Origin of the sequence: Legionella rubrilucens, from assembly GCF_001468125.1 — a bacterium.
Classification (GTDB): domain Bacteria; phylum Pseudomonadota; class Gammaproteobacteria; order Legionellales; family Legionellaceae; genus Legionella_C; species Legionella_C rubrilucens.
The window spans coordinates 206,857-231,397 of sequence record NZ_LNYT01000020.1 but is presented as its reverse complement, the minus strand read 5'-3'; the positions used below and the strand labels follow the sequence as shown (position 1 = coordinate 231,397).

The window sequence follows — 24,541 nt, the reverse complement described above, 5'->3', positions numbered from 1 at the left end:
TTGCTCTTGGTATTTATCAAGTCTCGCTCATTGACAAGGCTTGTTCAACATCAACTGCAACAACGCGCGACACACCGGGTTCACGCATGGTTACTCCAATTAAATGATCCGCCAGTTCCATGGTTACCTTGTTATGGGTAATAAACAGGAATTGTACGAATTGTGACATTTCTTTCACTAAAGTACAAAATCGTCCGACATTCACATCATCCAGAGGCGCATCCACTTCGTCCAACATGCAGAAAGGAGACGGATTAAGTTGAAAAATGGCAAAAACCAATGCCACTGCCGTCATTGCCTTCTCCCCCCCGGACAATAAATGAATGGTGCTGTTCCGTTTACCCGGCGGTTGTGCCATTACCACAATACCAGCTTCCAACAGATTATCACAAGTCAGTTCAAGCAGGGCACGTCCACCGCCAAAAAGACGCGGAAACAACACCTGGAACCGCTGATTGACTTCATCAAAGGTGTTTTGAAACCGTTGCCGGGTTTCCCTGTCCATTTTTTCAATTGCCGTTTGCAGGGTCGCCAGCGCTTCCTGCAAGTCGTCATACTGATCGTCCAAATGCTTTTTACGCTGCGATTCCGTCTCGTATTCTTCAATGGCAGCCAGGTTGATAGCGCCCAAGCGCTGGATTTTATTGACCACCTCCACCAACGCCTCTTCATGCAAGCTCAGTGACGCCTGAGGTTCAAGTCCTGCCAATACATCCTGAAGCCTTACGCCAAGTTCTGTTAAAGAATCAATTAATCCTGCCGCGCGCACTTTGAGCGTTTGCTCCTCGATTTGCGCCTGCTGGATGATGTTTTGCAGGTCGCGGCTTTGCTTGTCCAGGGCTTTCATCTGTTCGGAAAGTCCCTCAATCTGCTGGCTAAGCTGATTAAGCTGTTCACGGTGCTGTACAAGCAACTCGTCCAGTTCGTAATGCTGCAGCAGTTTCTCCTCAAGCAGGGACTTAAGGGTCGTATCCGGTTCCTTAAGATTCAGTAACTGGCTTTGAACGTCCTCCAGGCGATCATGAAGCACCTGCAGACGCTCGTCGTTGCGTTTCAAAGCATCCTGCAACTGATCCACTTTCAATTTTTCACGTTCGGCATTTAATTCCGCCTGATGCAGGAGGGTACGGACTGTGTCGACAGCGGCCTTGCTTAACGGCAGTTCGGAAAGCCAGGTCGTTTTGCCATCCTGTAACTGCTGATGGCGATGCGTCTGTTCCTCGACAATCAGCGCCTCCTCCTGCGATCGGGCTGTCAATTCGTGATGCTCTTCGGCTAACGATTGCAATTTGAGCAATAAGTCTTCTTTTTCCTCCGTCAACTGCAGCATTTTGTGCTTGGCCTGCAGCAGTGCCTGTTCCTGCTGTTGGCTTTGCATTTCCACCCTGCGCAAGCTTTCCTTCGTTTCTGCGAGGGTTTGTTGGCGGTTGGCTGTCTGTTCCTGAACGGCCGCCAGCTGCTCCTGTTTCTCATCACGTTGAGTCATCAGGCGGCTTAACAGCAGACGGGACTGTTCAAGCTGGTCAGTCAGTTCAGCCAACTCCTGCTGCCGCACTAAAATGCCTTGATTGTCGCTGTGCGCAAGCGGCGGCGCTTTTAACCATCCCTGGCCCAACCAGTAACCCTCCGGCGTCAGAATGGACTCCTCAGCGGTAATCGCAGGCAGCCAGGCCATGGCTTCATGCCAATCGGCTGCGGCTAAGATTTGAGTGAAATCGAGGGTGCCGCAGGCCGTAAAACCCTGGATTTTATCCGACAAACGCGGTTGCTTGCGGGGCGATGCCGGAAGGGATTGCGGGGTTACAAACCAGCGATCACCCGGCAATGGGTCGGTTTCCAGTCGAGTATAGAGCGCTGTCAGGTCCTCCATGACTATGGCCTGGAGCCTATCCCCCAGCACCATTTCACAGGCGGCCTGCCAGTCTTTATCGACCTGCAGCACTTCGGCAAGACGCGGTTGATCTTTCCAGTCCTCATCGAGGGTGTTGTCCTCATGACGCCCCAGGGCGGTTTGAATCATAGCCGACAAGGCAGCTTGCCGCGTGTGCAGGGCATACCCTTCATCCTGCGCTGCACGGATGGCCTGCTCAATTGTTTTTAACTCCTGAGCAGCGCCCTGCGCTTGTAACGATTGCGCCTCGTAATCCTGTTCCTGTTCCTGAACCTGCACGCGAAGATTCTGCACCTCGTCCTTTAAGCGTTCCAGTTCCTCCATTAAAGCGGCGGTGTCCTGGCTGGTTTCATCCCTCATCAGGTTGTCGAGGCGGGTTTGGGTGTCCTGACGGCGCTGCGTCAGATGTTGCAGACTGAGCGCTGTCATCTGCTGCTCATGGCGCGCTTTATTGAGGGCCTGTTGAACCGCATCGGCCTGCTCCTGCCAATCGCTTTGCTGTTGCTGACACCGCTTTAACAGTGCGTCTTTGGCGGCCAGTTCATCCTGCAGCAACAGGACATTGGTCAGGCATTGTTCGCGGATGGCCTGGCTGTGCTGCAGGGCTTCTTCATCCTGCGTCTGCTGCGCGGATAATGACTGCCAATCGTCCTGCAACTGGTTACGCGTCTCCATCAGGCGCTGCCGGTCTCGCTGATGCTGCTGCAGATTTTCTTCCAGCCGGGCAATTTCGGTTCCCAGTTGATAATAACTGGTCTGGACATTCTGCAGCCGCTCGTCTTCCTCATGCCGCTTTTCGCGCAGGGCGACGCTTTGTTGATAAATTTCAGTCGATCGGGCCTGCTGTGCCTCATAGGCGAGGCGGTGCTGCTGAATGGTGTGCACCATCCTCTCCTGTTCGTCGCAAAGCGCCTGCCACTTCAGCACCAGAATGTCGGCTTTAAGCCGGCGCTCTTCCTGTTTAAGTTGTTGATAGCGTTCCGCCGCTTTGGCCTGACGCTCCAGACGCTGCAGTTGCTTATCGAGCTCGTCGCGGATATCGGCGATACGGGCAAGGTTGTCATGCGTATGCTGGATGCGGGTCAGGGTTTCGCGGCGGCGTTCTTTGTATTTGGAAACCCCGGCTGCCTCTTCAAGGTAAGCCCGCAACTCGTCAGGCCGTGCTTCGACGAGGCGGGAAATCGTGCCCTGTCCAATAATCGAATAACCGCGGGCGCCAGCGCCTGTGCCTAAAAAAATGTCAGTGATGTCGCGCCGCCGGCAACGGGTACCATTGAGGTAATAAAGGGATTCGCCATCGCGGGTAACAACCCGCTTGACTGCCAGTTCCTGATAGCTTGCGTATTGACCGGTTAAACGGCCTAAACTGTTATCAAACAGCAACTCGACTGAAGCCTGACCCAGTGCCTTGCGATTGGACGAGCCATTAAAAATGACATCGGTCATGGATTCACCGCGCAGATTTTTAGCCGAACTCTCACCCATCACCCAACGAACCGCATCGATGATGTTGGATTTACCGCAGCCATTGGGACCCACGACTGCGACCAGTTGACTTGGGAAAGGAACTGTCGTGGGATCAACAAAAGATTTAAAACCCGCCAGTTTTAACTGTTTGAGGTGCATCAGGACTTAGCTTAAACGAAATAGCGGAAATTATAGCCTGAAATGTGGAAAATAGAGAAGAATCCGCACATCGGATCGCCGACATGCGGATGAGCAACTACTTAGGGGCAGGTGCAGAAGGGACTAAGTTGCCCAACCCAAAAGGCTTTGCCAGCTTATCAATCAGTTCCAGGGTTGTGGTGTGGGTATTGGAATTAAATAAGCCCAGGAAGCGGCTGGTAATGCCCTGGCCCTGATTCAGCTTTTCATACAAAGTGCCTTCCCGCCCTTTCCCTGCATAAAAGTCGCTTAAAATATGTTTTATATCGGTCTCGGATTTAGCACCATCCAGCGCATCGATAAGGATGGCCAGATTATCTGCTTTATCGGGAACTTTATACCAATGCTTTCGGGGGTCCTTGCTTAGAAATGCCTGGTATTTGCAAAGGGTTAGATACGAAGTACTCTCTTTAAATGCGTTGACCTCCTCCAACCCCTTCATTTTTTCATCAGATAAAGGTTCAATGGCTTCGGGGTTATTAAAAAAAATCCCGCCCATTCGGCTGGCAACAGCCGCTTTTTCTTCTTCGGAAAAATGCTGATCGATTTCAAACACTTGTTGCGGGATGCTGGGCGTCGGGGAGGGTTTGGTTCTATCATGAAATTGAGGCTGCTTAAGCGGCTTAAGCGCTTCAAAATGCTTTGCCTCCTCAAGAGCGCCGCCAATATAGATGTCCAGTGCGCTGCGGTAATTGGGGTGTTTATCCACATAGTTCACTGCCCTTGCAATCGCAATCATCAGCAAGGCAAATAAGCGTTGACGTTCTTCATGCGAAGTAATACCCGGGATTACATTTTGCAATTGTCGGGCGGCAGCGTTTATTTCCTGTTTTGCCTGTTGCCAGCTTGTCAACTCGGCAGAATCTGGGTTTTCAACCCCAAACAGTTCACATACTTTCTTCGTGTAGCTCAGTACCTCAAGCGAATTGTACGACATAATTGTTCTCTTTTAGATTATCTGTACCAATTATAACCTGGAGAACCTTATCAAAAAATTAACTGTTTGGTGTTTCCGATGCATTCAGCCTTAACAATAGTTTCTCAATGAAATCAAGGCTTGCTTGATAATCCTGCTGCAGGGTTTCATGCGCGGTTTTTAATTCCTCGAACTCGTTGTTAACGTCAGGAAGGATTTTTTGCATTGGGGCTGTCTCCTGATCCATACCGACAGGCTTTTTTTCCACCTCAGCCTCACGCCTGGCGGCCTGTTGCATGGCCCGTTCCTCTTCGAGTTGTTCGATACGCCGCCTTGCCTGATTCAAGGTAGCTTGATGCCAGAGCAGGGTTAAACCAATGCCCACCGCCAGAGGAAATGCCCATAGCGGCCATACCGAGAGGAAAAAATGCAACCCGGTCTGCGAACGTTGAACGAGATAGCCTTCGTGCGTGAAACCGCCAAGGTAATGATTGAACAGATAATATTCCCAAAAATAATAGAGAACGGCTAAAACCACTACGGTCGTGACTAATAAGGTATACCAGCTTATTTTTCGTGTTTTAGCATTTGTTTTCACTTCTTGGCCTCTAGGTAAATTCCCTACTTGCTAATCTAGCCTAAAAAGCGTGAGAATAGAACAAAAAAAAGGAAGCAGGAGCAAGGATGACTCACGACGCAGAACTTAGCCATATCATGCAGGTCGTGGCTGAAAAAAGTCTTAAACTGATGACTGAGTTTCAGACGCAGCCCACACAGGTACTGGATTTAATCAAACAGTATTCCGATGTAACCAATGATTTCATTTCGCTGATGCTGACAATGCTTAAAAATCCCGAGCAGGTCTGGCAAATGCAGGTCGCCTACTGGAAGGACGCCATGAGTCTGGCGCAGGACCAGTTCAGTCACTGGCTTGAAGGCAAAGCCATGCCGATAGACGACAAACGGTTCAGCGGCGAAGAATGGGTCAATAATCCTTTCTTTAATCTTTTAAGCCAGCATTACCTTTTAGCCAGTGAACACATGAACTGCCTGCTTGAACAAATCGATTACGGGGACAAGCAACTGGCAAAACGCATTCAGTTTTTTGCCCGCCAATACCTCGATGCCCTGTCGCCCGCGAATTACCTGCACACCAACCCCCAACTGATGGCCGAAACCATTCAAAGCCATGGCAAAAATTTATTGAAAGGCTTACAGAATCTGCTCACGGATATGGAGTCCGGCTCCACCCGCCTCATCATCAAAATGACGGACACCGATGCGTTTAAAATTGGGGAAAATCTGGCAACCACACCCGGGAAAGTCATTTTCCGCAATGACATGATGGAGCTCATCCAGTATTCGCCGCAAACAGAAAAGGTCAACTCCATTCCGCTGCTGATTATTCCGCCCTGGATCAATAAATACTACATTCTCGATCTAAGCCCGCATAATTCCTTTGTCAAATGGATAGTGGAACAGGGGATCACCGTGTTCATGATTTCCTGGGTCAACCCGGATGCCAGTTATGCCAATAAGGGTCTGTACAATTACCTTGATGAAGGCCCGATGACCGCCATTAACATCATTCGCAAGCAATTGAATGTCAAGAAAGTCAACACCCTGGGCTTTTGTATCGGCGGCACCTTATTGGCCTGCCTTCTGGCCTATTACAATGCCAGCAAAACCATGCCGGTTCATAGCGCAACCTTTCTCGCCGCGATGATTGATTTCAGCGATCCCGGCGATATTTCGGTCTTTATTGATGAGCATCAAATTGCGCGTCTTGAAGAGCAAATGCAACTGAAAGGTTATCTGGATGGGCGGTTTATGGCCAGTACGTTTAATTCCCTGCGGGCCAATGATTTGGTCTGGAGTTTTTTCATTAAAAATTACCTGCAGGGGAAAAATCCGGTTCCCTTTGACATCCTCTACTGGAATGCCGATGCCACCAACATGCCGGCGAAAATGCATTCGACTTATTTGCGCTGGATGTATTTGCATAATTACCTGGTTAAACCCGGTAAAGTGCTGCTCAATCACATTCCGATTGACGTCACCCAGATTACCATTCCCACTTTTTTTGTCTCCACACTGAAAGATCACATTGCCCCCTGGAAAACCACCTACAAGGGCTTTGAGTTAATGAAAGGCAAAAAGCGTTTCCTCCTCGGCGGCTCAGGTCATATTGCAGGCATTGTCAATCCGCCCAATGTGGAAAAATACGGGTATTATCGCAATTACAATACCCATCAGACAGCGGATGAATGGTTCAATGAGGCAATGCATCTTGCCGGCTCCTGGTGGCCAGAATGGATGTCCTGGCTTAAAAAAGAGTCCGGAAGAATGATCCAGGCGCCGGTGTTCAGGGAGTTGCCCTACCCTGGCATCGTCAATGCCCCTGGAACTTACGTGTTTAAAACGTATAAGAGCGAGATGACACCCAATCCTTCCGCCACGACCAGTTAGCGGTTACTGAATCCCAAACCAACCGCCTGTATCGCCGCCGGCCCAGCAGTCGCCGGCGGCGCAGCTTTTGATTTTCTGGGCACAGAGTTGGTTAAAAGCGGCTATTTGACTGATATCCTGCCATTCATAGGCTTTAGGCTGACAAATGCGGCCAATGTATTCCCCAGGCACACGCACCTGCCCCATGACGCTGATGTCCGGTGAGACGGCGTAAATTCCAGAACGATGCGAATAGCAGGCCACGTAGCAGCCTGACTTGCCGTTGTAACTGTTGTCCGTGGGTAACAACACTTTTTTTGCCCCAGGGTAGGGATGATTGACCACCCCCTGATTTTCAATGACATACACTGGAAAGGGCGACGGCAGCACCTCCTCATTGTATGGGGACTTGAAACTCAGCGGCTCCAAAGCCTGACTTTCAGACACCCACAACAAGGCAAGCAACGGTATTAAGGGTTTCTTCATCATTTTTTCCATAACGAGATTGCCTTTTAATTATAGCAAGTGTCAAAATCGGTTATACTTCCAGTTTTTTAATCATGATGAGTCATTCTGAACAAGAGGTCATTGCCCAAATCCGACATTGGGTCCGGCATTTTATAATCGAATACGGGGTTTGTCCTTTTGCCAAACGGGAAGTGGATCGCCAGACGCTTCGCCTTGCAGTGGCTGACAGTCAGGATACTGAACAGGCCTTATTCCAATTAATGGATGAGGTATCCCTGCTGGATAAGGATCCGGCCATTGCCACCACCCTGCTCATTTTCCCCCGGCAATTTCATTCCTTTTTTGACTACCTGGATTTCCTTGATTTGGCGGAGCAACTCTTAAACGACAGCGGCTATGAAGGCCTTTATCAACTGGCCAGTTTTCATCCTGACTATTGTTTCGACGGCGTTGATTTTAATGATGCCGCCAATTACACCAACCGCTCCCCCTACCCCATGCTGCATCTGTTGCGTGAAGACCAGGTTGAACAAGCCATTGCCTATTATGGCGACACCTCGCAAATTCCTGTGCGAAACATTGAAAAAATGCATGCGTTGGGTATTACTAAACTGGAAGAGCTTCTCACTTCCTGCCGTCTTGCCAGCAAAAATGGAGAAAAATAACACTTTTTGTGGTATTTTTATGGTCTTACCCTCATCGGCAAAAGCAACTTCATGGCTAAGAAAGAACGAATTATCATTGGCATCAGCGGCGCTTCAGGCATTGTTTATGGCATTCGTCTGCTTGAAATTTTGCGGCAACTGTCCGTGGAAACCCATCTGATTGTAACGAAAGCAGCCCAGCAAACCCGCCATTATGAAACCACCTATACTGCCTCGGATATTGAACAGCTAGCCAGCCATTATTACAACATCAATGATGTTGCAGCTTGCCTCGCCAGCGGCTCCTATAAAACCTTAGGTATGATCATCGCCCCCTGTTCCATGCGCACACTGGCTGACATTGCCAGCGGCTGTACCAGTAATTTATTAACTCGGGCAGCCGATGTGATCTTGAAAGAGCGGCGCAAACTGGTGCTCATGGCGAGAGAAACACCACTGCATTTAGGGCATCTGCGTAACATGGTGAGCGTGACGGAAATGGGAGCCATTATCGCCCCACCCGTTCCTGCTTTCTATTCCAAACCGGCCACACTGGATGACGTGGTCAACCACACAGTGGGTCGTATTCTCGATCTTTTTGATTTTGATCTGGATCTTGTGAGACGATGGGGAGACAACCTTCATAAAGCGGACTAACAATGTGGATAGTATTTGCTTTATTGGCAGCCCTGCTCTGGGGTTTAAATTATTCTCTCGCGGAAAAGCTTCTGCACAGCTTGTCCATTTTTACCCTGCTAGCCCTGGAGATGCTCCTTGGCGCAGTAGTATTTTCCCTGCTTGCCGGTCTCACCTCCTTTAAAAAAGATTGGCATACTTTGAGCAATGAGCCTAACTTATTGATTCTTACACTGACTCAGGTTGTCGTAGTCAGTGTGGCAAGTTACCTGATTGCACTGTCTGTGCGGGCTAAAAATGCCACTGCCGCGGGCATCATCGAATTAATTTACCCCCTGTTCACCATTTTCTTTACCTGGCTGCTGTTTCGTGAAAATCATGCCAACTCCTCCGTTTTGATTGGCGGCACACTCATCTTCATTGGGGTGTTGATCATCAGTCAGGGCTAGTATCAGGCCAGGTAATGGTGCAAAGCCCAACCAATGAAATAGGCCAACGCCGCCGTAATAGCGCCTAAGGAAAGGGTTTCTAACCCTGAATAATGCCAGGATTTGGGAGACCAGTAACTCTTAATCGCACCAATGATGAAAAAAGTGCATCCAGTGAATAGACACGAGTAGAAAAAAGCAGAAGGTCTGTTAAAAACATAGGGTAACAGAGGAATTGCTCCAAAAATCAGAAAAGAAAAGAATGTCCAGGCAGCCGACTTCAAAGGCAATGGCACTGCTTTCGGCAAACCATATTCTTCCTGCAGCATGGTTTTTAACCACAAACCGTGATTGGATGTAATAATCTCAACCAATTGTTCAAGCGCCTCCCCGTGTAATCCTTTGCCCGCAAAAATTTCACGTATTTCAGCTTTTTCGCCTTCGGGTACAAGACGAAGGTGTTTTTCCTCTATGGCTTTGTATTGTTGATAGCGCTCCCGTTCCGCTTTTGTTCCCAGGTAATTGCTTGCTGCCATGGAAAATCCATCCGCCAATAAATTAGCAAAACCCAATATCAGAATAACAAGCGATGACAGATTACCTCCTACGACACCAGAAACAATCGCAAAGGTGGTGACTGCTCCATCGATTCCGCCATAAATCCAGTCCCTCAGATAATTTTGCGGATTGGTGCTTAGCCGGCGTTTAATATCCATGGGGGAATGGCTGTGTTCCACTGGTTGACCTTTATCGAAAGTAAACCTATAAACTGACATAATTCCCATTAAATGGGTAGTCCATGGATTAACGCGTGCAGGAAGCAAGAAGTCGGGGTTATGGTGACGCCGTGTTTTTTTGCGGCTCATGGGCCAATAGAAAAACAGCCGCTTAGCGGCTGTTTCAGAGCGGTGAAGAATTATTTAACCGCTTGTTCCGTTTTTTTAACATCTTTAGCGAAATTTAACATGGCCTTTTCAATGATTTGAAAGGATTTTTGCATGTAATCCAAGGCTTTGTGGCCGTTTTCCAGCGCAACATTCATTTGCTTGTCAAACAACTCTTCCGGCTTTTTCAAATTAGCCAATTCATCGGGCTTAATGTAAGACAGGTTTTGCAAGGTCTTGACATTTAACTCAGCGATGGCTTGAACAGGTTCTTGAACCTTCTTGGCGATTTCGCTCCATTTTTCAAAATAGGCTTGATTTACCATTTCATTTCTCCCAATATGTTGCAGTGCACAATAATAGATTAGTTCTTTTTCACCATGCCTGTCAAGGCATTTAGCGATTTTTTTTGCAGTGCAGCAAAATTATTTAAAAAATCCCTGCCATTGCTTGAGGAGTTGCTGCATTTGTTGAGACCAGAGATCACTGGTGGTTTTATAATCACTTAAATAGGGATTGCCCTGCAGGGATTTTTCCATGGTCACAAACAGTTGCTCCAGCATCTTTTTAAAGGACTGACTCATCGGATGATTGGCCAGAACAATGAGCTGCTTTAACATGTCGGCCGACAAAAACTGGCTGGCACCGCTTTCCATTTCCACAAAAATCTGCAGTAACGTCGCATTGGTAATGTCGTTATTGGTGACCGAATCTTCCACTCGGAAGGCGATTCCATCGATAATATAACGTTGTAACTCTTCAACCGTGATGTATTGGCTTTTTTCAGTGTCGTATAATCGTCTGTTTTTGTATTTTTTTATAAGTCTGGTCATTTAGCCCTCTAAAACAGCCTGGTCTGCTTAATACATGTGCAGGCCGCCGTTAATACTTAAATTGGCGCCGGTAATGTAGCGGCTTCGCTCATCAATTAAAAATTCAACAGCCCAGGCTATTTCTTCCGGCTCAGCCAGACGTTTTGCCGGGATTAAATTAATGATTGAATCCAGAATATCAGGCCTGATGCCCTTCATAAGACGGGTATTGACATAACCGGGAGAAATGCTGTTAACCGTGATGTTTTTACTCATCAACTCCTGCGCCAGGCTCTTTGTAAAACCATAAATACCCGCCTTGGAGGCGGCATAATTGGCTTGGGAAAATTGCCCTTTCTGCGCATTCACGGACGACACATTGACGATACGGCCACTCTCCTGATTACGCATGATCTCAACCACCGGGCGAGTCACGTTAAACATACCATCGAGATTAACGCGCAAAACTTCATCCCATTGTTGTTTGGTCATTTTATGAAATACGGCATCGCGGGTAATTCCTGCGTTGTTAATCAACACGTCGATTCGTCCGTATTCGACAAGAATATCGGTAACAGTTTGTCGGCATTCGTCAAAGCGGGTCACATCCATGTGTCGAAAAGCGATTTGCTCATGCCCTTCTTTTTTCAGATGACTCAGCCACTCGGTGGCCTGTGCTTCCGAGACTACATCCAATGCAATGATTTGACCATAACGTTTGCTCAACTCAATGGCAATGGCAGTGCCAATATCCCCAGTGCCCCCTGTTACCAATATAACCTTGTCTTTTTCCATTTTGTTCTCTTTCTGCTAACCATGAGGAAACAGGTAATTACATGTATTGACCGCCATTAATATCCAGATTGGCACCGGTAATAAAGCCTGATTCACGAGCAGCCAGAAAAGCCACGGCATCGGCAATTTCTTCAGGTCGACCCAAACGCCCGACAGGAATGTTGGCGACAATGCTTTTCAATACATCCTCTTTCACACCGGCCAACATCGGCGTTTCAATGTATCCCGGCGAAATGGTATTGACGGTAATGCCCTTGCTGGCGACTTCCAACGCCAGACTTTTGCTGAAACCAAACAAGGCGGCTTTGCTGGCGGCATAATTACACTGACCAAATTGACCCTTACGACCATTGATTGAAGAGATGGTAATAATACGGCCATAGCCTTTATCAAGCATAACGGGCAGTACATTGCGAGTAATATTAAAGACGCTGGTCAGATTGGCATCGAGCACCTGCTGCCACTGCTGAGGGGTCATTTTTTTAAGACTGCAATCGGCGGTAATCCCGGCATTATTAACCAGAACATCGATGTGGCCATAACGTTCATTCACCAGAGAAACCAGCTTTTCACAATCAGCAAAGCTTGCCATGTCCGCGTAAACGATATCCACATTAAAGCCGGCTTTGCGTTGCTGCTCTTGCCAGGCTTTGGCTTCTTCATGCTTTCCATCCTTGAAGTAGCAAGCGATCACCTGGTACTCGGAAGCCAATTTTTGGCAGATTGCTGTGCCAATTCCTCCAGTACCTCCAGTTACAACGGCTGTCATTTTTTCCATAAACAACTCCTTTCAATTTTGTGACTGGTAATTCATTACTTCAAAGCAAATCCAGCTGAAAGTCAATCATGAGTTACCATAATTTGATGTCTTATTGAAAGTATAGCCAGAGAACACATACAGGTCGGGCTTAAGCGCAAAAAAGGGAGGCTTGGCCTCCCTTTTAAAAATCAGATTTTGACGGGTTTGGGTACAAAGCCTTTCATTTGCTGGGCAAATTGCTTCAACACTTCAAGACCAGACTCTTCAGCCTGCTTGCACCATTGCTGCAATGCGTCGACCAGCTCACGTTGCGAGCTTGCGGTCTTAAGCCAGATGTTCTGCAGGGACTGCCGGTAGCTATAAACCAGGCGCAATTGCTCGCAGCTTGCCAGTAAAGCCTGCAATCTGGTGTTTGCACGCGGCGATAACAGACTGTCTTGAAGACGCAGGAGACGTCCGGCGCGCTGGAACAGCTTTTTATCGGTATTGTTTTCCGTATGGATACGCTTTTCCATTTTGAGGATAGGACGGACAACCCGCTTGTAGTAGTATGACATCACCTGAAATCGATTGCTGACAACCGCTTTCACTGTCTCCAAATCCACGTGCAGCTTGCCTTCTTCCATCGCCAGTTTTGGGGGCAGTTTTTTAACCTTGGCCAATTTCAGAAAAGACAGGCAGCGAATATAGAGCCAGCCAATATCAAACTCCCACCATTTCACAGAAAACTTGGCCGAGGAAGCGAAGGTGTGGTGATTATTATGCAACTCTTCACCACCAATCCAGAAACCCCAGGGGAAAATATTGGTCGCAGCATCCGGGCATTCAAAATTGCGATACCCCCAGTAATGGCCAATCCCATTGACGACTCCTGCCGCGTGCAGCGGAATCCACATCATCTGAATGGCCCAGATGGTAAGGCCGGGAATGCCAAAAAGAACCAGGTCGGTGAGCAGCATGATGATAATGCCTTTGGAACTGAAACGGCTGTAAACATTGCGTTCCACCCAGTCAGTCGGCGTACCATGGGAGTATTTTTTTATCATCTCCTTGTCTTTGGAGGCTTCGCGGTACAATTCGGCACCCTGCCAGAATACCTTTTTAATCCCAAGAACTTTGGGACTGTGAGGATCGCCTTCGACATCCGTCGTGGCATGGTGTTTACGATGAATAGCCACCCATTGGGCCGTCACCATACCGGTCGTCAACCAGAGCCACAAACGAAAGAAGTGGCTGACGGCAGGGTGAAGGGTCAATGCTCGGTGTGTCTGATAGCGATGCAGATAGATGGTAACCGCGGCAATCGTGATTTGCGTTAACACGATGGTCGCAATGACATATCCCCAAAATGAAAGGTTCAAAACCCCATAAATCATTCGGTAACTCCCCAAAAAAGAATTATTTGCCAGATACTTAACAGCTGATTAAACTATCCGCTCAGCTTCGACATGCGATCGAATCCTCTATTAAGCCAAGGCGTGTGTTAAGGTATAAAATTACACCTCTTCTATGATCATACCACAAATTGCACAAACCGCATTGCATCAGGTCGACTTGTGAACGATAATTTTAATTAAACAGGAAATAAATTGCAGTACATCGAGAACAGGACTCCATAATGAATGACAGTATAAAACGAATCATAGAAAGCATTGTGCCTTTTTTGGTCATCGGCGTGGCCGTTTCCTTGTTGATTGGCCTGTTTATCATGTTTTCCTATGTCCTGGTCTGGGGATTGTTCATCGGCGGCTTACTCTGGGTAGCCACCCTGATTAAAAACGCATTATTCCCGGCACCCAAGGTTAAACAGGATACGCCACAAGGCCGGATTATAGAGCATAAAGACCAAGACTGATGCCGGAATTACCTGAAGTCGAAACCACCAAGGAAGGCATTAAACCGTTTCTGATGGCACGGGAAATCAGCGGACTGGCCGTAAGGGATTCACGCCTGCGCAAGCCGGTGCCGCCGCAGTTGGCTGCGTGGTGTATCGGCAAACAAATTATTGAAGTCAGCCGGCGCGCTAAATACATTCTCATTCACCTCGAAGAAGGGCATCTTCTTATCCATTTGGGCATGACCGGGCATCTGCGTCTGCTTAAAAATAACGTTCCCCCGCCTAAAAAGCATGATCATATCGACTTACTGTTAACCGATGGCGGGCTTCTTCGGTACAACGATCCGCGCCGTTTTGGCCTGTGGTTGTACATTGCCGATGAGCCGGACGATCATCCCCTGTTTCGTCACCTGGGGCCGGAACCTTTAAGCGAAGCGTTCCATGGCGGCTATTTATTTGAAAAGGCAAAACGCAAAACCCAAACCATCAAATCCTTCATCATGGACAATCGGATTGTCGTGGGAGTGGGCAACATCTATGCCACTGAAAGTCTGTTTCTAGCCGGCCTTCACCCCTTCACCCCCGCAGGACGGGTAAGCCTCGAGCAATTCAACCGCTTGAGTCTGCATATCCAGGCTGTGTTGCGGCGCGCCATTGAAGACGGCGGCACCACGCTGCGCGATTTTTATGATAAAGACGGCAAACCCGGCTATTTTACCCAGAAGCTGCAGGTCTATGGCCGTAAAAACCAACCCTGCTTTCAATGCCGTTGCGCCATTGAGGTCAAAATCATTGGCGGCAGAAGTTCGGCCTTCTGCCCTCAATGCCAGCCGGTACTACCGGCTGAGTGAATGCCTTTCGCCCCTCGTTTCTTACCGTAAAATCGGTATATAATTCTTACCCTGTTTCATACCAGAGAAGGACAGCTGTATGTTAGTTAAATTTAAAAGCGACGCTTATGAAAACATCACCATGTTAGGGGATATTGCGCAGCGATTGTTAAAGATGATGGGGCACAGCGGCATCATTCCCGGCGCCATGGTCGCTGAGGAAATCCCCGCAGCCCTTAACCACTTGAAAGAAGCCATCGACAGGGAAACAAAAAACCATCCTTTAAGTCAGGAAGACGATGACGATCAGGTGAGTCTTGCCAATCGTGCCTATCCGTTAGTCCAGCTCCTGACAGCGGCTGTTAAGAAACACTGCAATGTGCGTTGGGATAAAGTGTAGGAGTATGGGCAAGTTCGCACTCTTACAGTATGATTCCCCACCCAATGATTGAAACGAGTTCCAATGAAAATTAGTAAACTCCGCACGTTCTGGATTATGCTGCTGTCAGCGCTTTATACGGTGAATGCCTGCAGCCGCTCCGTCCTTATGCGTCTGTTCGGTAAAACCAGCCGTGCCTGGGTAGACACCACGATTCATCGCTGGGTTAACCGCCTGCTTAATCTGGTGGGGGTCCAATGCAAAATCATCAATCCCCACGGCGTGGTCCCTGAGCCAGGAAAGGCCTACATCATCATGTGTAACCACAGCAGCCTTTACGATATTCCCATCAGTTTTAAAGCCTTCCCCAATCATTCCATACGCATGCTGGCTAAAAAGGAACTGTCTAAAATTCCTATCATGGGCAAAGGCATGACCGCAGCGGAATTCCCTTTTATCGATAGAAAAAACCGCACTCAGGCGATTAAAGATCTTGAAGCCATGCGCCAACTGCTGGAAAGCGGCATCATCATGTGGATAGCGCCGGAAGGCACCCGATCCAAGAATGGTCAACTCGCCCCCTTTAAAAAAGGCGCCTTTGTCACCGCCATCGAAGCCAAAGCCACCATCATCCCCATTGGTATTCGCGGTGCTTATAACATACTGCCGGCAAGAACCCTTCAATTTAATATCAATCAAACGGCTGAAATTCATATCGGTGAACCCATTGATGCGAGTGCCTATACCATTGACCAGAGAGAGGAACTCATCAAGCGCGTTCATCAATCCATTGAAAAGCTGGTTGGCGAAGCACAGGACTAAGCCTAGTGCGACACACCGTAGCTCTCCTGGCTTTGCGTGGGGGTCACCGTGGCGGCGAGGCCAATGTGCCTCGGGTCTGATGCAGCGGTGAGGACATTATCCTGCTTGTCCCAGGTAATCCCTTGCATATCGCCATAGTACTGCAGTAAAGGCATCAGCACATACCCCATGCTTTTTAATTGCGACTGCAATTGCGGTGAAAAAGTTTCCGGTTCAAACTGCAGCACATCGGGCAGGTATTGATGATGGAAACGCATACGGGAAACCATACTGATTGCCCCCTCCGAATTATAAAAAACCAGGCTGGCTAACAAAACCATGGTGGGAATACGGCTGCCGCCCGGAGTTCCTATAACAGCCACACGCCCCGGCATTTCCAGAAAGGTGGGGCACATACTGGATAACGGCCGTTTACCGGGTTCGATGATGTTGGCCTGGCTGCCGACAATACCGAAAACATTGGATGCCCCGGGCTGGCTGGCAAAATCATCCATTTCATCATTCAGCAGCACGCCGGTGCCTTCAGCTATCACACTGGAACCAAAAATATAATTCACAGTCATGGTCGCTGCCACGCGATTGCCCTCGGCATCCATAATCGACAAATGGGTGGTATTGGAGACATCTTCCATAGTCTTTTTGGACTCAAGCCGGCGGCTGGGTGTTGCCTGCATCGGTAAAATGGACTGACGCAGCTTTTTAGCATTGGCAGCCGAAATCATGTCATCAATCGGCACCTTGATAAAATCAGGATCGGCTATGGCATCACCACGCTGCCAGTAGGCCATTCGCATCGCTTCGACGATATAATGAATCTTCATCGGCAGAGGCAGGTTCTCGAGCGAATAACCGGAAAGAATATTCAGCATGGTCAGCAGCGCTATCCCGCCCGCTGATGGCGGAGGCGAGGTAATGATCAGCATGGTATGGTAGGCCCCCTGCAAGGGCTCGCGAACTTTAATCTGATAACGCGCCAAATCGGCCATGGTCCAAACCCCACCGGCCGCACGCACCCCCTTGACCAAACGCTCAGCCACCTCTCCCTGATAAAAGCCCTTATGCCCTTTTTCAGCGAGCAGGCGCAAGGTTTTAGCCAGATCGGGCTGACGCAGAATGTCGCCAATGTCATAAGGGTTACCGTTTTTCAAATACACGGCCGCTGTCGCCGGGAAATGGCGCAACTGCTTAAGCCTGTCCGTCTGGCTCGAAAAATAACGGAACTGGTAATCGACAGGAAAGCCTTCTTCCGCAAGACGAATAGCCGGCGCCAGTGTTTTTGATAAGGGAAGACGGCCATAATGGCTGGCAATATAAACCAAAGCAGCCGGTTCGCCCGGTATGGCCGCAGCCAGCCCTCCGTTGAGAGAGCGTTCAGGAACGGGTTTGCCGTCCTTTCCAAGAAACATGTCTTTGTGAGCCGCCAGGGGTGCGGTTTCCCGACCATCGATAAACCAGTTTTTCTTTTCCTTTTCAAGGTGCACTAACCAGAATCCCCCCCCTCCGAGACCTGAGTGGTACGGTTCAACGACAGCCAGAGCGGCGCTTGCCGCCACCGCGGCATCAAAAGCATTGCCACCAGCCGCCAGAATTTCAAGCCCTGCATTAGTCGCTAAAGGATGAGCAGTGGCGATTGCATAGCCAGGCGGCATATCATGAAAGGGTGAGGCAAAACCAGGGCAAACGCTGCAAAGACCACTGACCAGAATCAACAGACTTGTGCGTGCATTCATGATTTTTGCTTTTTATCCTTAAGAGCCCGTACAACGGGAGCCGGAACAAATTGAGAAACATCGCCATTGAATGAGGCGATTTCCCGAACCAGGCTGGAGGAAATGAACATCAAGTGCTCGGAAGGCGTTAAAAACAGGGTTTCAATGTCGGGTGATAATTTACGGTTCATCCCCGCAAGCTGAAACTCATATTCAAAATCATTTACCGCACGTAAGCCACGCAAAATGATTGTCGCCTGCTGCTCACGTACAAAATCAATTAAAAGCGTACTGAAACCGACCACTTTCACACCTGGAACGTCATGCAAGGCCTCGCGAAGCAGGGCAATGCGTTCGTCGAGGGAGAAGAAAGGTTTTTTTGCCGAACTGTTCGCTACACCCACGATAATATTCGGAAAAATGGATGCCGCCCGCTTGATGATATCCACATGACCATTGGTGACGGGATCAAAAGTACCGGGGTATATCGCTCGTGGTTTCATAAGGTTTGTCATTAATTGCAACTTCACGCAGTCTAGCGTATTGTGATTTAAAAAACTATGATTGAGATTTGACGAAATGGAGATTTGGCAATGAATGCTTTGAAATGCTCGTCGCTTTGTTTGCTTTTACTTTTAACAGCTTGCGCACCGCGCCATCATCACGCCATTCATTCAGGACCAGGGGATAACCTGTCCGGCGAGACGGCTGCAAATGGCCAGCCCTTAACAGCCGGAGAAGCGGCAACAGCGCCCGCAGTCAACGTATCGCCCGCTGAACAGGCGAAACAAACCGCCAGTATTTCGTCCTGGGAATTATCCGGTGCCATGGCCGCTCGTGGAAAGAAAAAAAGCTGGACGGCGTCGGTGAACTGGCTGCAGAATGGTCCTGGCAGTTATCAAATCCGCCTTTTCGGCCCCTTAGGCAGCGGGACAGTCATGATCGACAAAAAAGGCAGCGTGGTCACTTTGCGTGACGGGCCGAAAAAAGTCTCCTCCGGCAGTGCAGATGCTTTGCTGCGAAAAGAAACGGGCATTGGCCTGCCTGTAGCCAACCTGTATTACTGGGTTCGCGGTCTGCCTGCCCCCGGCGCTGTACAAACTGCTCAGCGCGATCCTCAAAACCGCCTCGTACTGCTTCGCCAGGCTGGCTATACTATTCAATACTTAGGCTACAGCGCTGTCGGTCGAGCTGCCCTGCCAAGCCAAATCCGACTTCAGGGCCACGACATCTTTATCAAGATGGTGATCAAAAAGTGGCGAATCTAATTTATGTTCTTAAAATGAGCAATAAAATGAAGAAATTGACCTGTGAAAATAATTTCGCAGGTCAACGTTGACATTACCCTAATTTCTCTGCAAAATACGCAGCACATTGCAGCGACAACTGCAGATGATTCATGGATGATTAAGAATCTAAGCATATTGGGGTGTCGCCAAGTGGTAAGGCACAGGGTTTTGATCCCTGCATACCTAGGTTCGAATCCTAGCACCCCAGCCATTTTCTTGTTGATTCAAGTAAACAGACGGCAGAAGATAACCGGGAAGGATGCGTTCACCGGATCGCTAAAATAATAATTATATCTTTCTGGCTGTCTTCTGCTATGTGTTTAAGTTAACTGATTATAAACAATCGAAGGTTTCTTACACATGTCAACGATGATGATCTTTACCGGCAACGCCAACCCCGAACTGGCACTTAAAATTGCTTCCCACTTACAAATTCCAATTGGCCAGGCTACTGTAGGCACTTTCAGCGATGGTGAAACCATGGTTGAAATTCTGGAAAATGTCCGTGGCCGTGATGTCTTTATTGTCCAATCCACCTGCGCGCCAACGAACAATAACCTCATGGAATTATTGACTATGGCCGATGCCCTGCGACGCTCTTCCGCAGGCCGAATCACGGCGGTTGTTCCCTATTTTGGCTATGCGAGACAGGATCGACGTGTTCGCTCCGCCCGCGTTCCGATTACCGCCAAGGTTGTCGCCGACATGATGGCTTCGGTGGGAATATGCCGAGTCTTGACCGTTGATTTGCATGCCGATCAGATACAGGGATTTTTCTACATGCCGGTCGATAACGTGTATTCAACCCCCATTCTGCTGGAAGACATCAAGCAGCAGAATCTGGCGAACCTGATGGTTGTTTCCCCGGATGTCGGTGGTGTGGTGCGTGCCAGAGCCATGGCAAAACGCTTGAATGATGCAGAATTATCCATTATTGACAAACGCCGCAGTGGTCCCAATAAATCGGAAGTGATGCACATCATTGGAGAACCTGCGGGTAGAAACTGCATCATTATCGATGACATTGTTGATACCGCCGGTACGCTCTGTTCAGCGGCCATGCACTTAAAGCGAAATGGTGCCAACAGTGTCCGGGCCTACATCACCCATCCCGTACTCTCAGGACCGGCTGTCGATAATATCATTCACTCTTCCCTGGATGAGGTTGTGGTAACTGATACTATTCCTCTCTCTCAGGCCGCCAAACAGTGTAAAAAAATTAGGGTAGTCAGTTTAGCTGACATGTTGGCTCAGGCCATTAAACGAGTCAATGTCGAAGAGTCGGTGAGCTCCATGTTTGCCGAATAGGGTTAATGACAGCCAATAAAAAAGGAAGCCTGAGCTTCCTTTTTTATTGGGTCTACTTAACCTTAATCACGTGTTCCAACGTATTTATCATCAAAATAGCGACGTAATTTGGTGCGTAAAGTTCCTCGACTAATACCCAACATAACCGCTGCACGAGATTGATTGTACTTGCAGTGCTCCATTACTGCACGAAACAGAGGTGTCTCTATTTCTTCCAAAACAAACTTGTACAGATCAACAGGATCAGTTCCCTTCAGCTCGGAGAAATACCTTTGCACTGATTGAGTTACGCTCTCGGCCAGTGACGCAGTTGTATCCCCGGCTTCATTACTGATTGTTGTCATTATTATTAACTCCTCCTTTAAAAACATGAATCTTACCCAATTGGACAATTCCTGACAAGTAAAACAACCGAAAAATTGACTGATAATCAGGTGTTATTGAGCAGGTTTAATTGAAACTAAACCTGCTCACAAGGTATTGATAAGACTTAGAATTTCATCATGGCAGGATTGAATGGCTTGCCATTTACAACAAGCTGCCCCTGATTCAGACTGACTTCAACCACATAGTCAGTGCTTTGTTGTACCAGTAAGCCCGATTGAACCATGGCATTGATTTGTTGATCCGTTTGGGCCGCAATCTGCTGTTCCATATCCGGCGTAGCCGTGGAGGCAGCATTTGCAGGCGCATTGGGATCAGTAGCCGTGGTGTCAGGAGTTGACGTAACCTGAACGGAACCAGAAGCCAATCGTTGTCTGACGGTTTGGCTGATGATCTGTTTCAACACCGCACCAGGAACCTTCAAACGGCCGTTGCCCTGAACTTTCTGCATCATCTCGACCGGATTATTGTTATCGCCTTTGGGCAGCGTAATAATCAGGTTGCCTTCGACTGTACCTTCAGGCATGGTAAATGTCATTTCAGAAATTTCAAATTCCGCGCCGCGGCTAAACAGTTTAGGAATCTCAGGCATAATAGCCATCAACGCCTGCTGTTTCTCCACATCGGAACCCTGCTGCATTTTATTGGCTTGTTCATTAATACGGGCCAGGGCATCAGCATCAAGATTACGTACAGCCATTTCCAGATTACCGGGGCCATAGGTTTTGCCTTGAGTGACGATCTTGTCCAATGAGCTTTTGAAATGAGAATTGAAGAGACCACTCTCAATGTCACTGCTGGTATTGATGTCGAGATCATTCAGCTCAAACAGTTTTTGAGTTTTATCCTGAATGAGCAGAGAAGGGAAAGAAACGCTGGCTTCACCAAGGAATAAACCGGAATCCGTGCGGTGCAGGTTGTATTCGCTGGAGATTTCCCCCATGGTGGCCGTCACTTGATCTTTTACAAAGCTCATGCCTTCAATGGTCAGATCGCCCGCCACTTCGTCCATGGAAGAAGTCACATTGACGGTACTGCTCATGCCCTTCCAGTCAAACTGCGAATTGCCTTGTTTGGCAATCAGTTTAAACTCAGGAATGGACATATTGACCTTGCTGTTATTCAAGTAGTTAATCAGCAGGCTTAAATCCAGCTTGGGTTTGGTGGAATCGCCGGTAAAGGTGTTATTGAACTGTTCAGCATAGGTTTGTGGTAAGGTTAAATCCGTTTTAGCGTAACCTAAGCCCAATTTAACGCCGTTGTCAGCCAATATAATGGGGCCATGATAAATGGTTAACGGCATTTGCATCTGGTAATCTTGTGCAGGCATGGTTTGCGGTTGGCCATCAGCACCTCTGACGATGCGCTCGGGCACATGTAAACGCCAGTTTAATGTAGCCTGGGATTTAAACCAGCCTCTATGGTATTCAGTGATATCGGCAAACAGGCCATTCGACTGATTAACGATATCGACGTTTTTTCTCACTGTGTGTTCAGTGATAATGCCCATACCATAATATCCGCCAAGGACTAGAACGGCCAGGATAACCACTAATCCTATGATTTTTTTCATTATTATCTCCGTGTTAGTGACATCTCACTGCAAAACTGCATAAAAGATGCGGTAAGTAGTACCCGCCCTAATTAAAGCACGAGATACACTAACTAGCAAAAGAAATAAGAAAAAAAACTCAACAAAATCAGCTCAGTTAACCTGCCTTATGGGCTTGCAATACGTTTCCTTTACAGTGAATGCCAGAATGAGGGCAACCAGTGAGCACAGCGGCAAAATACGCAGACCGGCCTGGAAGTCGCTTAACAGCAAGGTTTCCACATTGAATGCCCGGGCTCCGGCTGACAAATCAACCAGACGTCCCACGAGAGGCTGCATTAATGCCCCCACAAAAATAGACGTCATGTTGGTAAAGGCGATGCAGGTCCCAATGACTTTGCTTTCCTGAATTTCAGTGGAAACCGCATAGGCGATAGCCACGCCGGTATTCGTCAGCCCAAAGAGAAAGAAAAGCAAATAGGCCGAGGTTTTATTCATGTCGGGGTAGAAAACAAACAAGGTTGTCAACACAACCCCGCACAACGCTGAGAATATCATAAAGGGTTTGCGACGCCCCATGCGATCGGAAATCCATCCCGACAGCGGACCGCTGATGCCCCAGCCTATAAAAATGAGGCCGGTTGCAAATGCCGCAGCATGGGCAGAAAGGCCGCGACCATATTGCAGGTAAGCCGGGCCAATGGCTTCGCCAATGACAGCAGTGGGTCCGAAAAGAAAACCCGCATACAGGGCGTTAAGCCAGGTTTGTCGATGCGATAAAATTATTTTCAGGCTTTCCAGAATGCTGATGTGAGGTTGAGCCTTAATCTCACGGCGTTTGGTCCCTGGCTTATCCTGAACAAATTGATACAAAAGACCTGCTAAAACGATAAACAGGAACGCAATAATCAACATACTGTGGCGCCAGCCCACATTGGCCACCAGAAAAGACACAGGCGCCTCACCTGCTGCAGCACCCAACATGCCCAACGCCTGAGTTAAACCCGACAACAAGCCCAACATGGCCGGCGGGAACCAGGAAGTCGCCAGACGCAGCGCGCTGACAAAGGCAAACGCCGCACTAAAACCAATCAGCATACGTCCTACGGAGGCCATCATCAGACCATCTGCCAAGCCAAAGACCCCGCAGCCCAGGGCAGTAATCAAAGACATAACGGTTAAAATGCCGCGGATGCTCAAACGGTCAACGGTCAGGCCAACCGGAACCTGCATAATAATATAAGGTATGTAAAAAGACGCTGTCAGAATCCCAAATCCGACTTCATTGATGCCAAAATCAATCTGCAGGCTGCGATGCATAACTCCGGGTGCTACTCTGGCGAGATAATCAGAAAAATAAAACGCCGCGGCCAACCCCCAGACGATCCATGCAAAGCTCAGTTGACTGAAACGTCCTGAGGAATTTGCATTTTGAGATACTGCTATTTTATTCATAAATACACACTCGGTAACTGTATCCAGAAGCAAAGCCCATTCCGACTGTCTTAATGCTTCCTACCAACAGCAATTAGCTCAAAAAATTTACAAACCCAAGCACCCATTATACTGCTACAAATGTTTATTTCAACACCAGAGTGGCATGGAAAACCACGCCATCATCGTTGGCAGGATGAAGGTGGGGTATAATTATACGCCATGAATCCGTATAATCTGACCTTTTATTGACGTTGTAGATTATGAACAGTCTCGAACTTGCTGTAAAAAATGCCCTGGATTCGCAAGGGGATAGTCAACAGGCGAATAAAGCTTACCTTGAATTCATCAAGGCTAATTTTATCATCCCGGTGGATATTCATTCTGCGCCGGACAATCCGGAAGTGCTCTTTCTTAAAGAAGGTGAACACACGTTTTTGCCGGTCTTTAGTGAGATGAGTTACCTTGATGCCTGGGCACAGGACATTCGTGATGCCATCCAGATCCTGCGCCTCTCAGGCGTTGACCTGCTGAAAGGGATAGGTGATGACGTGACTGTCTGTTTGAATATCGGCAGCGAAATTTACAAAGAATTTAACGCATCCGAGATCGCCCGGATGCGCAGTATGGTTTTAAAATTGTTTAAATGA

26 protein-coding genes and 1 tRNA gene are annotated in these 24,541 nt (G+C 48.3%); 12 read left to right on the top strand and 15 right to left on the bottom strand.

Annotated elements, in window-relative coordinates; all coding sequences use genetic code 11:
• Positions 1–16 precede the first annotated feature (16 nt).
• The 3 genes from smc to Lrub_RS08805 all read right to left on the bottom strand — a co-directional run bounded on the left by smc (position 17) and on the right by Lrub_RS08805 (position 5,070).
• Positions 17–3,517, bottom strand: a complete 3,501-nt coding sequence (gene smc, locus Lrub_RS08815; RefSeq protein WP_058531808.1) for a chromosome segregation protein SMC — start codon at positions 3,515–3,517, stop codon at positions 17–19.
• A gap of 97 nt (positions 3,518–3,614) precedes the next feature.
• On the bottom strand, positions 3,615–4,493 hold the full coding sequence (locus tag Lrub_RS08810; protein WP_058531807.1) for a hypothetical protein: 879 nt from the start codon (positions 4,491–4,493) through the stop codon (positions 3,615–3,617).
• A gap of 58 nt (positions 4,494–4,551) precedes the next feature.
• Positions 4,552–5,070 carry a hypothetical protein gene (locus tag Lrub_RS08805; RefSeq protein WP_058531806.1) on the bottom strand — a complete coding sequence of 173 codons (519 nt, stop codon included), beginning with the start codon at positions 5,068–5,070 and terminating at the stop codon, positions 4,552–4,554.
• Between the two features lie 86 nt (positions 5,071–5,156).
• Here Lrub_RS08805 and Lrub_RS08800 point away from each other — a divergent pair, with 86 nt between their 5' ends.
• Positions 5,157–6,941: a PHA/PHB synthase family protein gene (locus Lrub_RS08800; protein WP_058531805.1), complete on the top strand. Its 1,785-nt coding sequence runs from the start codon at positions 5,157–5,159 to the stop codon at positions 6,939–6,941.
• 3 nt (positions 6,942–6,944) lie between these two features.
• On the opposite strand, the gene Lrub_RS08795 is transcribed toward Lrub_RS08800, so the two are convergent.
• Positions 6,945–7,409 carry a hypothetical protein gene (locus Lrub_RS08795; protein ID WP_237760786.1) on the bottom strand — a complete coding sequence of 155 codons (465 nt, stop codon included), beginning with the start codon at positions 7,407–7,409 and terminating at the stop codon, positions 6,945–6,947.
• Between the two features lie 71 nt (positions 7,410–7,480).
• Here Lrub_RS08795 and Lrub_RS08790 point away from each other — a divergent pair, with 71 nt between their 5' ends.
• Genes Lrub_RS08790 through Lrub_RS08780 form a run of 3 tightly spaced genes read left to right on the top strand, consistent with a single transcriptional unit; the run spans position 7,481 to position 9,117 of the window.
• Entirely contained in the window at positions 7,481–8,053 is a 573-nt protein-coding gene (locus Lrub_RS08790; protein WP_237760785.1) for a DUF1415 domain-containing protein, read from the top strand.
• 51 nt (positions 8,054–8,104) lie between these two features.
• Positions 8,105–8,689: a UbiX family flavin prenyltransferase gene (locus Lrub_RS08785; protein WP_058532264.1), complete on the top strand. Its 585-nt coding sequence runs from the start codon at positions 8,105–8,107 to the stop codon at positions 8,687–8,689.
• 2 nt (positions 8,690–8,691) lie between these two features.
• Entirely contained in the window at positions 8,692–9,117 is a 426-nt protein-coding gene (locus Lrub_RS08780; RefSeq protein ID WP_058531803.1) for a DMT family transporter, read from the top strand.
• A gap of 2 nt (positions 9,118–9,119) precedes the next feature.
• Here Lrub_RS08780 and Lrub_RS08775 read toward each other — a convergent pair whose 3' ends face one another.
• From Lrub_RS08775 to Lrub_RS08750, 6 genes are all read right to left on the bottom strand, one after another.
• Entirely contained in the window at positions 9,120–9,872 is a 753-nt protein-coding gene (locus Lrub_RS08775; RefSeq protein ID WP_058531802.1) for a VIT1/CCC1 transporter family protein, read from the bottom strand.
• 140 nt (positions 9,873–10,012) lie between these two features.
• Positions 10,013–10,306 carry a phasin family protein gene (locus Lrub_RS08770; protein WP_058531801.1) on the bottom strand — a complete coding sequence of 98 codons (294 nt, stop codon included), beginning with the start codon at positions 10,304–10,306 and terminating at the stop codon, positions 10,013–10,015.
• A 99-nt stretch (positions 10,307–10,405) separates the two neighbouring features.
• Positions 10,406–10,813, bottom strand: coding sequence for a polyhydroxyalkanoate synthesis regulator DNA-binding domain-containing protein (locus Lrub_RS08765; protein ID WP_058531800.1), 408 nt, complete (start codon positions 10,811–10,813; stop codon positions 10,406–10,408).
• A gap of 27 nt (positions 10,814–10,840) precedes the next feature.
• Positions 10,841–11,587: an acetoacetyl-CoA reductase gene (gene phbB / locus Lrub_RS08760; protein ID WP_058531799.1), complete on the bottom strand. Its 747-nt coding sequence runs from the start codon at positions 11,585–11,587 to the stop codon at positions 10,841–10,843.
• 37 nt (positions 11,588–11,624) lie between these two features.
• Complete coding sequence (gene phbB / locus Lrub_RS08755; RefSeq protein ID WP_058531798.1) at positions 11,625–12,365, bottom strand: acetoacetyl-CoA reductase; 741 nt, start codon at positions 12,363–12,365, stop codon at positions 11,625–11,627.
• Between the two features lie 170 nt (positions 12,366–12,535).
• The gene (locus tag Lrub_RS08750; protein WP_058531797.1) at positions 12,536–13,723 is read right to left on the bottom strand and encodes a DesA family fatty acid desaturase; all 1,188 of its coding nucleotides are present in this window, start codon (positions 13,721–13,723) and stop codon (positions 12,536–12,538) included.
• A gap of 242 nt (positions 13,724–13,965) precedes the next feature.
• Here Lrub_RS08750 and Lrub_RS08745 point away from each other — a divergent pair, with 242 nt between their 5' ends.
• The 4 genes from Lrub_RS08745 to Lrub_RS08730 all read left to right on the top strand — a co-directional run bounded on the left by Lrub_RS08745 (position 13,966) and on the right by Lrub_RS08730 (position 16,215).
• On the top strand, positions 13,966–14,202 hold the full coding sequence (locus tag Lrub_RS08745; protein WP_058531796.1) for a hypothetical protein: 237 nt from the start codon (positions 13,966–13,968) through the stop codon (positions 14,200–14,202).
• The gene (gene mutM, locus Lrub_RS08740) at positions 14,202–15,035 is read left to right on the top strand and encodes a bifunctional DNA-formamidopyrimidine glycosylase/DNA-(apurinic or apyrimidinic site) lyase (protein ID WP_058531795.1); all 834 of its coding nucleotides are present in this window, start codon (positions 14,202–14,204) and stop codon (positions 15,033–15,035) included. The genes Lrub_RS08745 and mutM overlap by 1 nt, the downstream gene beginning before the upstream one ends.
• A 79-nt stretch (positions 15,036–15,114) precedes the next feature.
• Complete coding sequence (locus Lrub_RS08735) at positions 15,115–15,414, top strand: DUF1840 domain-containing protein (RefSeq protein ID WP_058531794.1); 300 nt, start codon at positions 15,115–15,117, stop codon at positions 15,412–15,414.
• A gap of 63 nt (positions 15,415–15,477) precedes the next feature.
• Positions 15,478–16,215: a lysophospholipid acyltransferase family protein gene (locus tag Lrub_RS08730; protein ID WP_058531793.1), complete on the top strand. Its 738-nt coding sequence runs from the start codon at positions 15,478–15,480 to the stop codon at positions 16,213–16,215.
• Between the two features lie 2 nt (positions 16,216–16,217).
• On the opposite strand, the gene ggt is transcribed toward Lrub_RS08730, so the two are convergent.
• Together ggt and coaD are read right to left on the bottom strand one after the other, a co-directional pair.
• Positions 16,218–17,945 carry a gamma-glutamyltransferase gene (ggt, locus tag Lrub_RS08725; protein ID WP_058531792.1) on the bottom strand — a complete coding sequence of 576 codons (1,728 nt, stop codon included), beginning with the start codon at positions 17,943–17,945 and terminating at the stop codon, positions 16,218–16,220.
• Positions 17,942–18,448: a pantetheine-phosphate adenylyltransferase gene (gene coaD / locus Lrub_RS08720; RefSeq protein ID WP_058532263.1), complete on the bottom strand. Its 507-nt coding sequence runs from the start codon at positions 18,446–18,448 to the stop codon at positions 17,942–17,944. Before coaD ends, ggt begins: the two co-directional genes overlap by 4 nt.
• A gap of 69 nt (positions 18,449–18,517) precedes the next feature.
• On the opposite strand from coaD, the gene lolB reads away from it, so the two are divergent.
• The 3 genes from lolB (at position 18,518) to Lrub_RS08705 (ending at position 20,521) form a co-directional block, all read left to right on the top strand.
• Complete coding sequence (gene lolB, locus Lrub_RS14610) at positions 18,518–19,192, top strand: lipoprotein insertase outer membrane protein LolB (protein ID WP_082651479.1); 675 nt, start codon at positions 18,518–18,520, stop codon at positions 19,190–19,192.
• 157 nt (positions 19,193–19,349) lie between these two features.
• Positions 19,350–19,424 (top strand) — tRNA-Gln (locus tag Lrub_RS08710).
• Between the two features lie 149 nt (positions 19,425–19,573).
• Positions 19,574–20,521 (top strand): ribose-phosphate pyrophosphokinase, encoded by a 948-nt coding sequence (locus tag Lrub_RS08705; protein ID WP_058531791.1) that lies wholly within the window; start codon positions 19,574–19,576, stop codon positions 20,519–20,521.
• Between the two features lie 62 nt (positions 20,522–20,583).
• On the opposite strand, the gene fis is transcribed toward Lrub_RS08705, so the two are convergent.
• The 3 genes from fis to Lrub_RS08690 form a co-directional block, all read right to left on the bottom strand.
• A complete protein-coding gene (gene fis, locus Lrub_RS08700) occupies positions 20,584–20,892 on the bottom strand; it encodes a DNA-binding transcriptional regulator Fis (RefSeq protein WP_065230301.1) in 309 nt (102 codons plus the stop codon).
• Between the two features lie 119 nt (positions 20,893–21,011).
• Complete coding sequence (locus Lrub_RS08695) at positions 21,012–22,478, bottom strand: YdgA family protein (protein WP_058531790.1); 1,467 nt, start codon at positions 22,476–22,478, stop codon at positions 21,012–21,014.
• Positions 22,479–22,610: 132 nt separating this feature from the next.
• Entirely contained in the window at positions 22,611–23,912 is a 1,302-nt protein-coding gene (locus tag Lrub_RS08690) for an MFS transporter (RefSeq protein WP_058531789.1), read from the bottom strand.
• A gap of 242 nt (positions 23,913–24,154) precedes the next feature.
• On the opposite strand from Lrub_RS08690, the gene Lrub_RS08685 reads away from it, so the two are divergent.
• Entirely contained in the window at positions 24,155–24,541 is a 387-nt protein-coding gene (locus tag Lrub_RS08685; protein ID WP_058531788.1) for an SseB family protein, read from the top strand.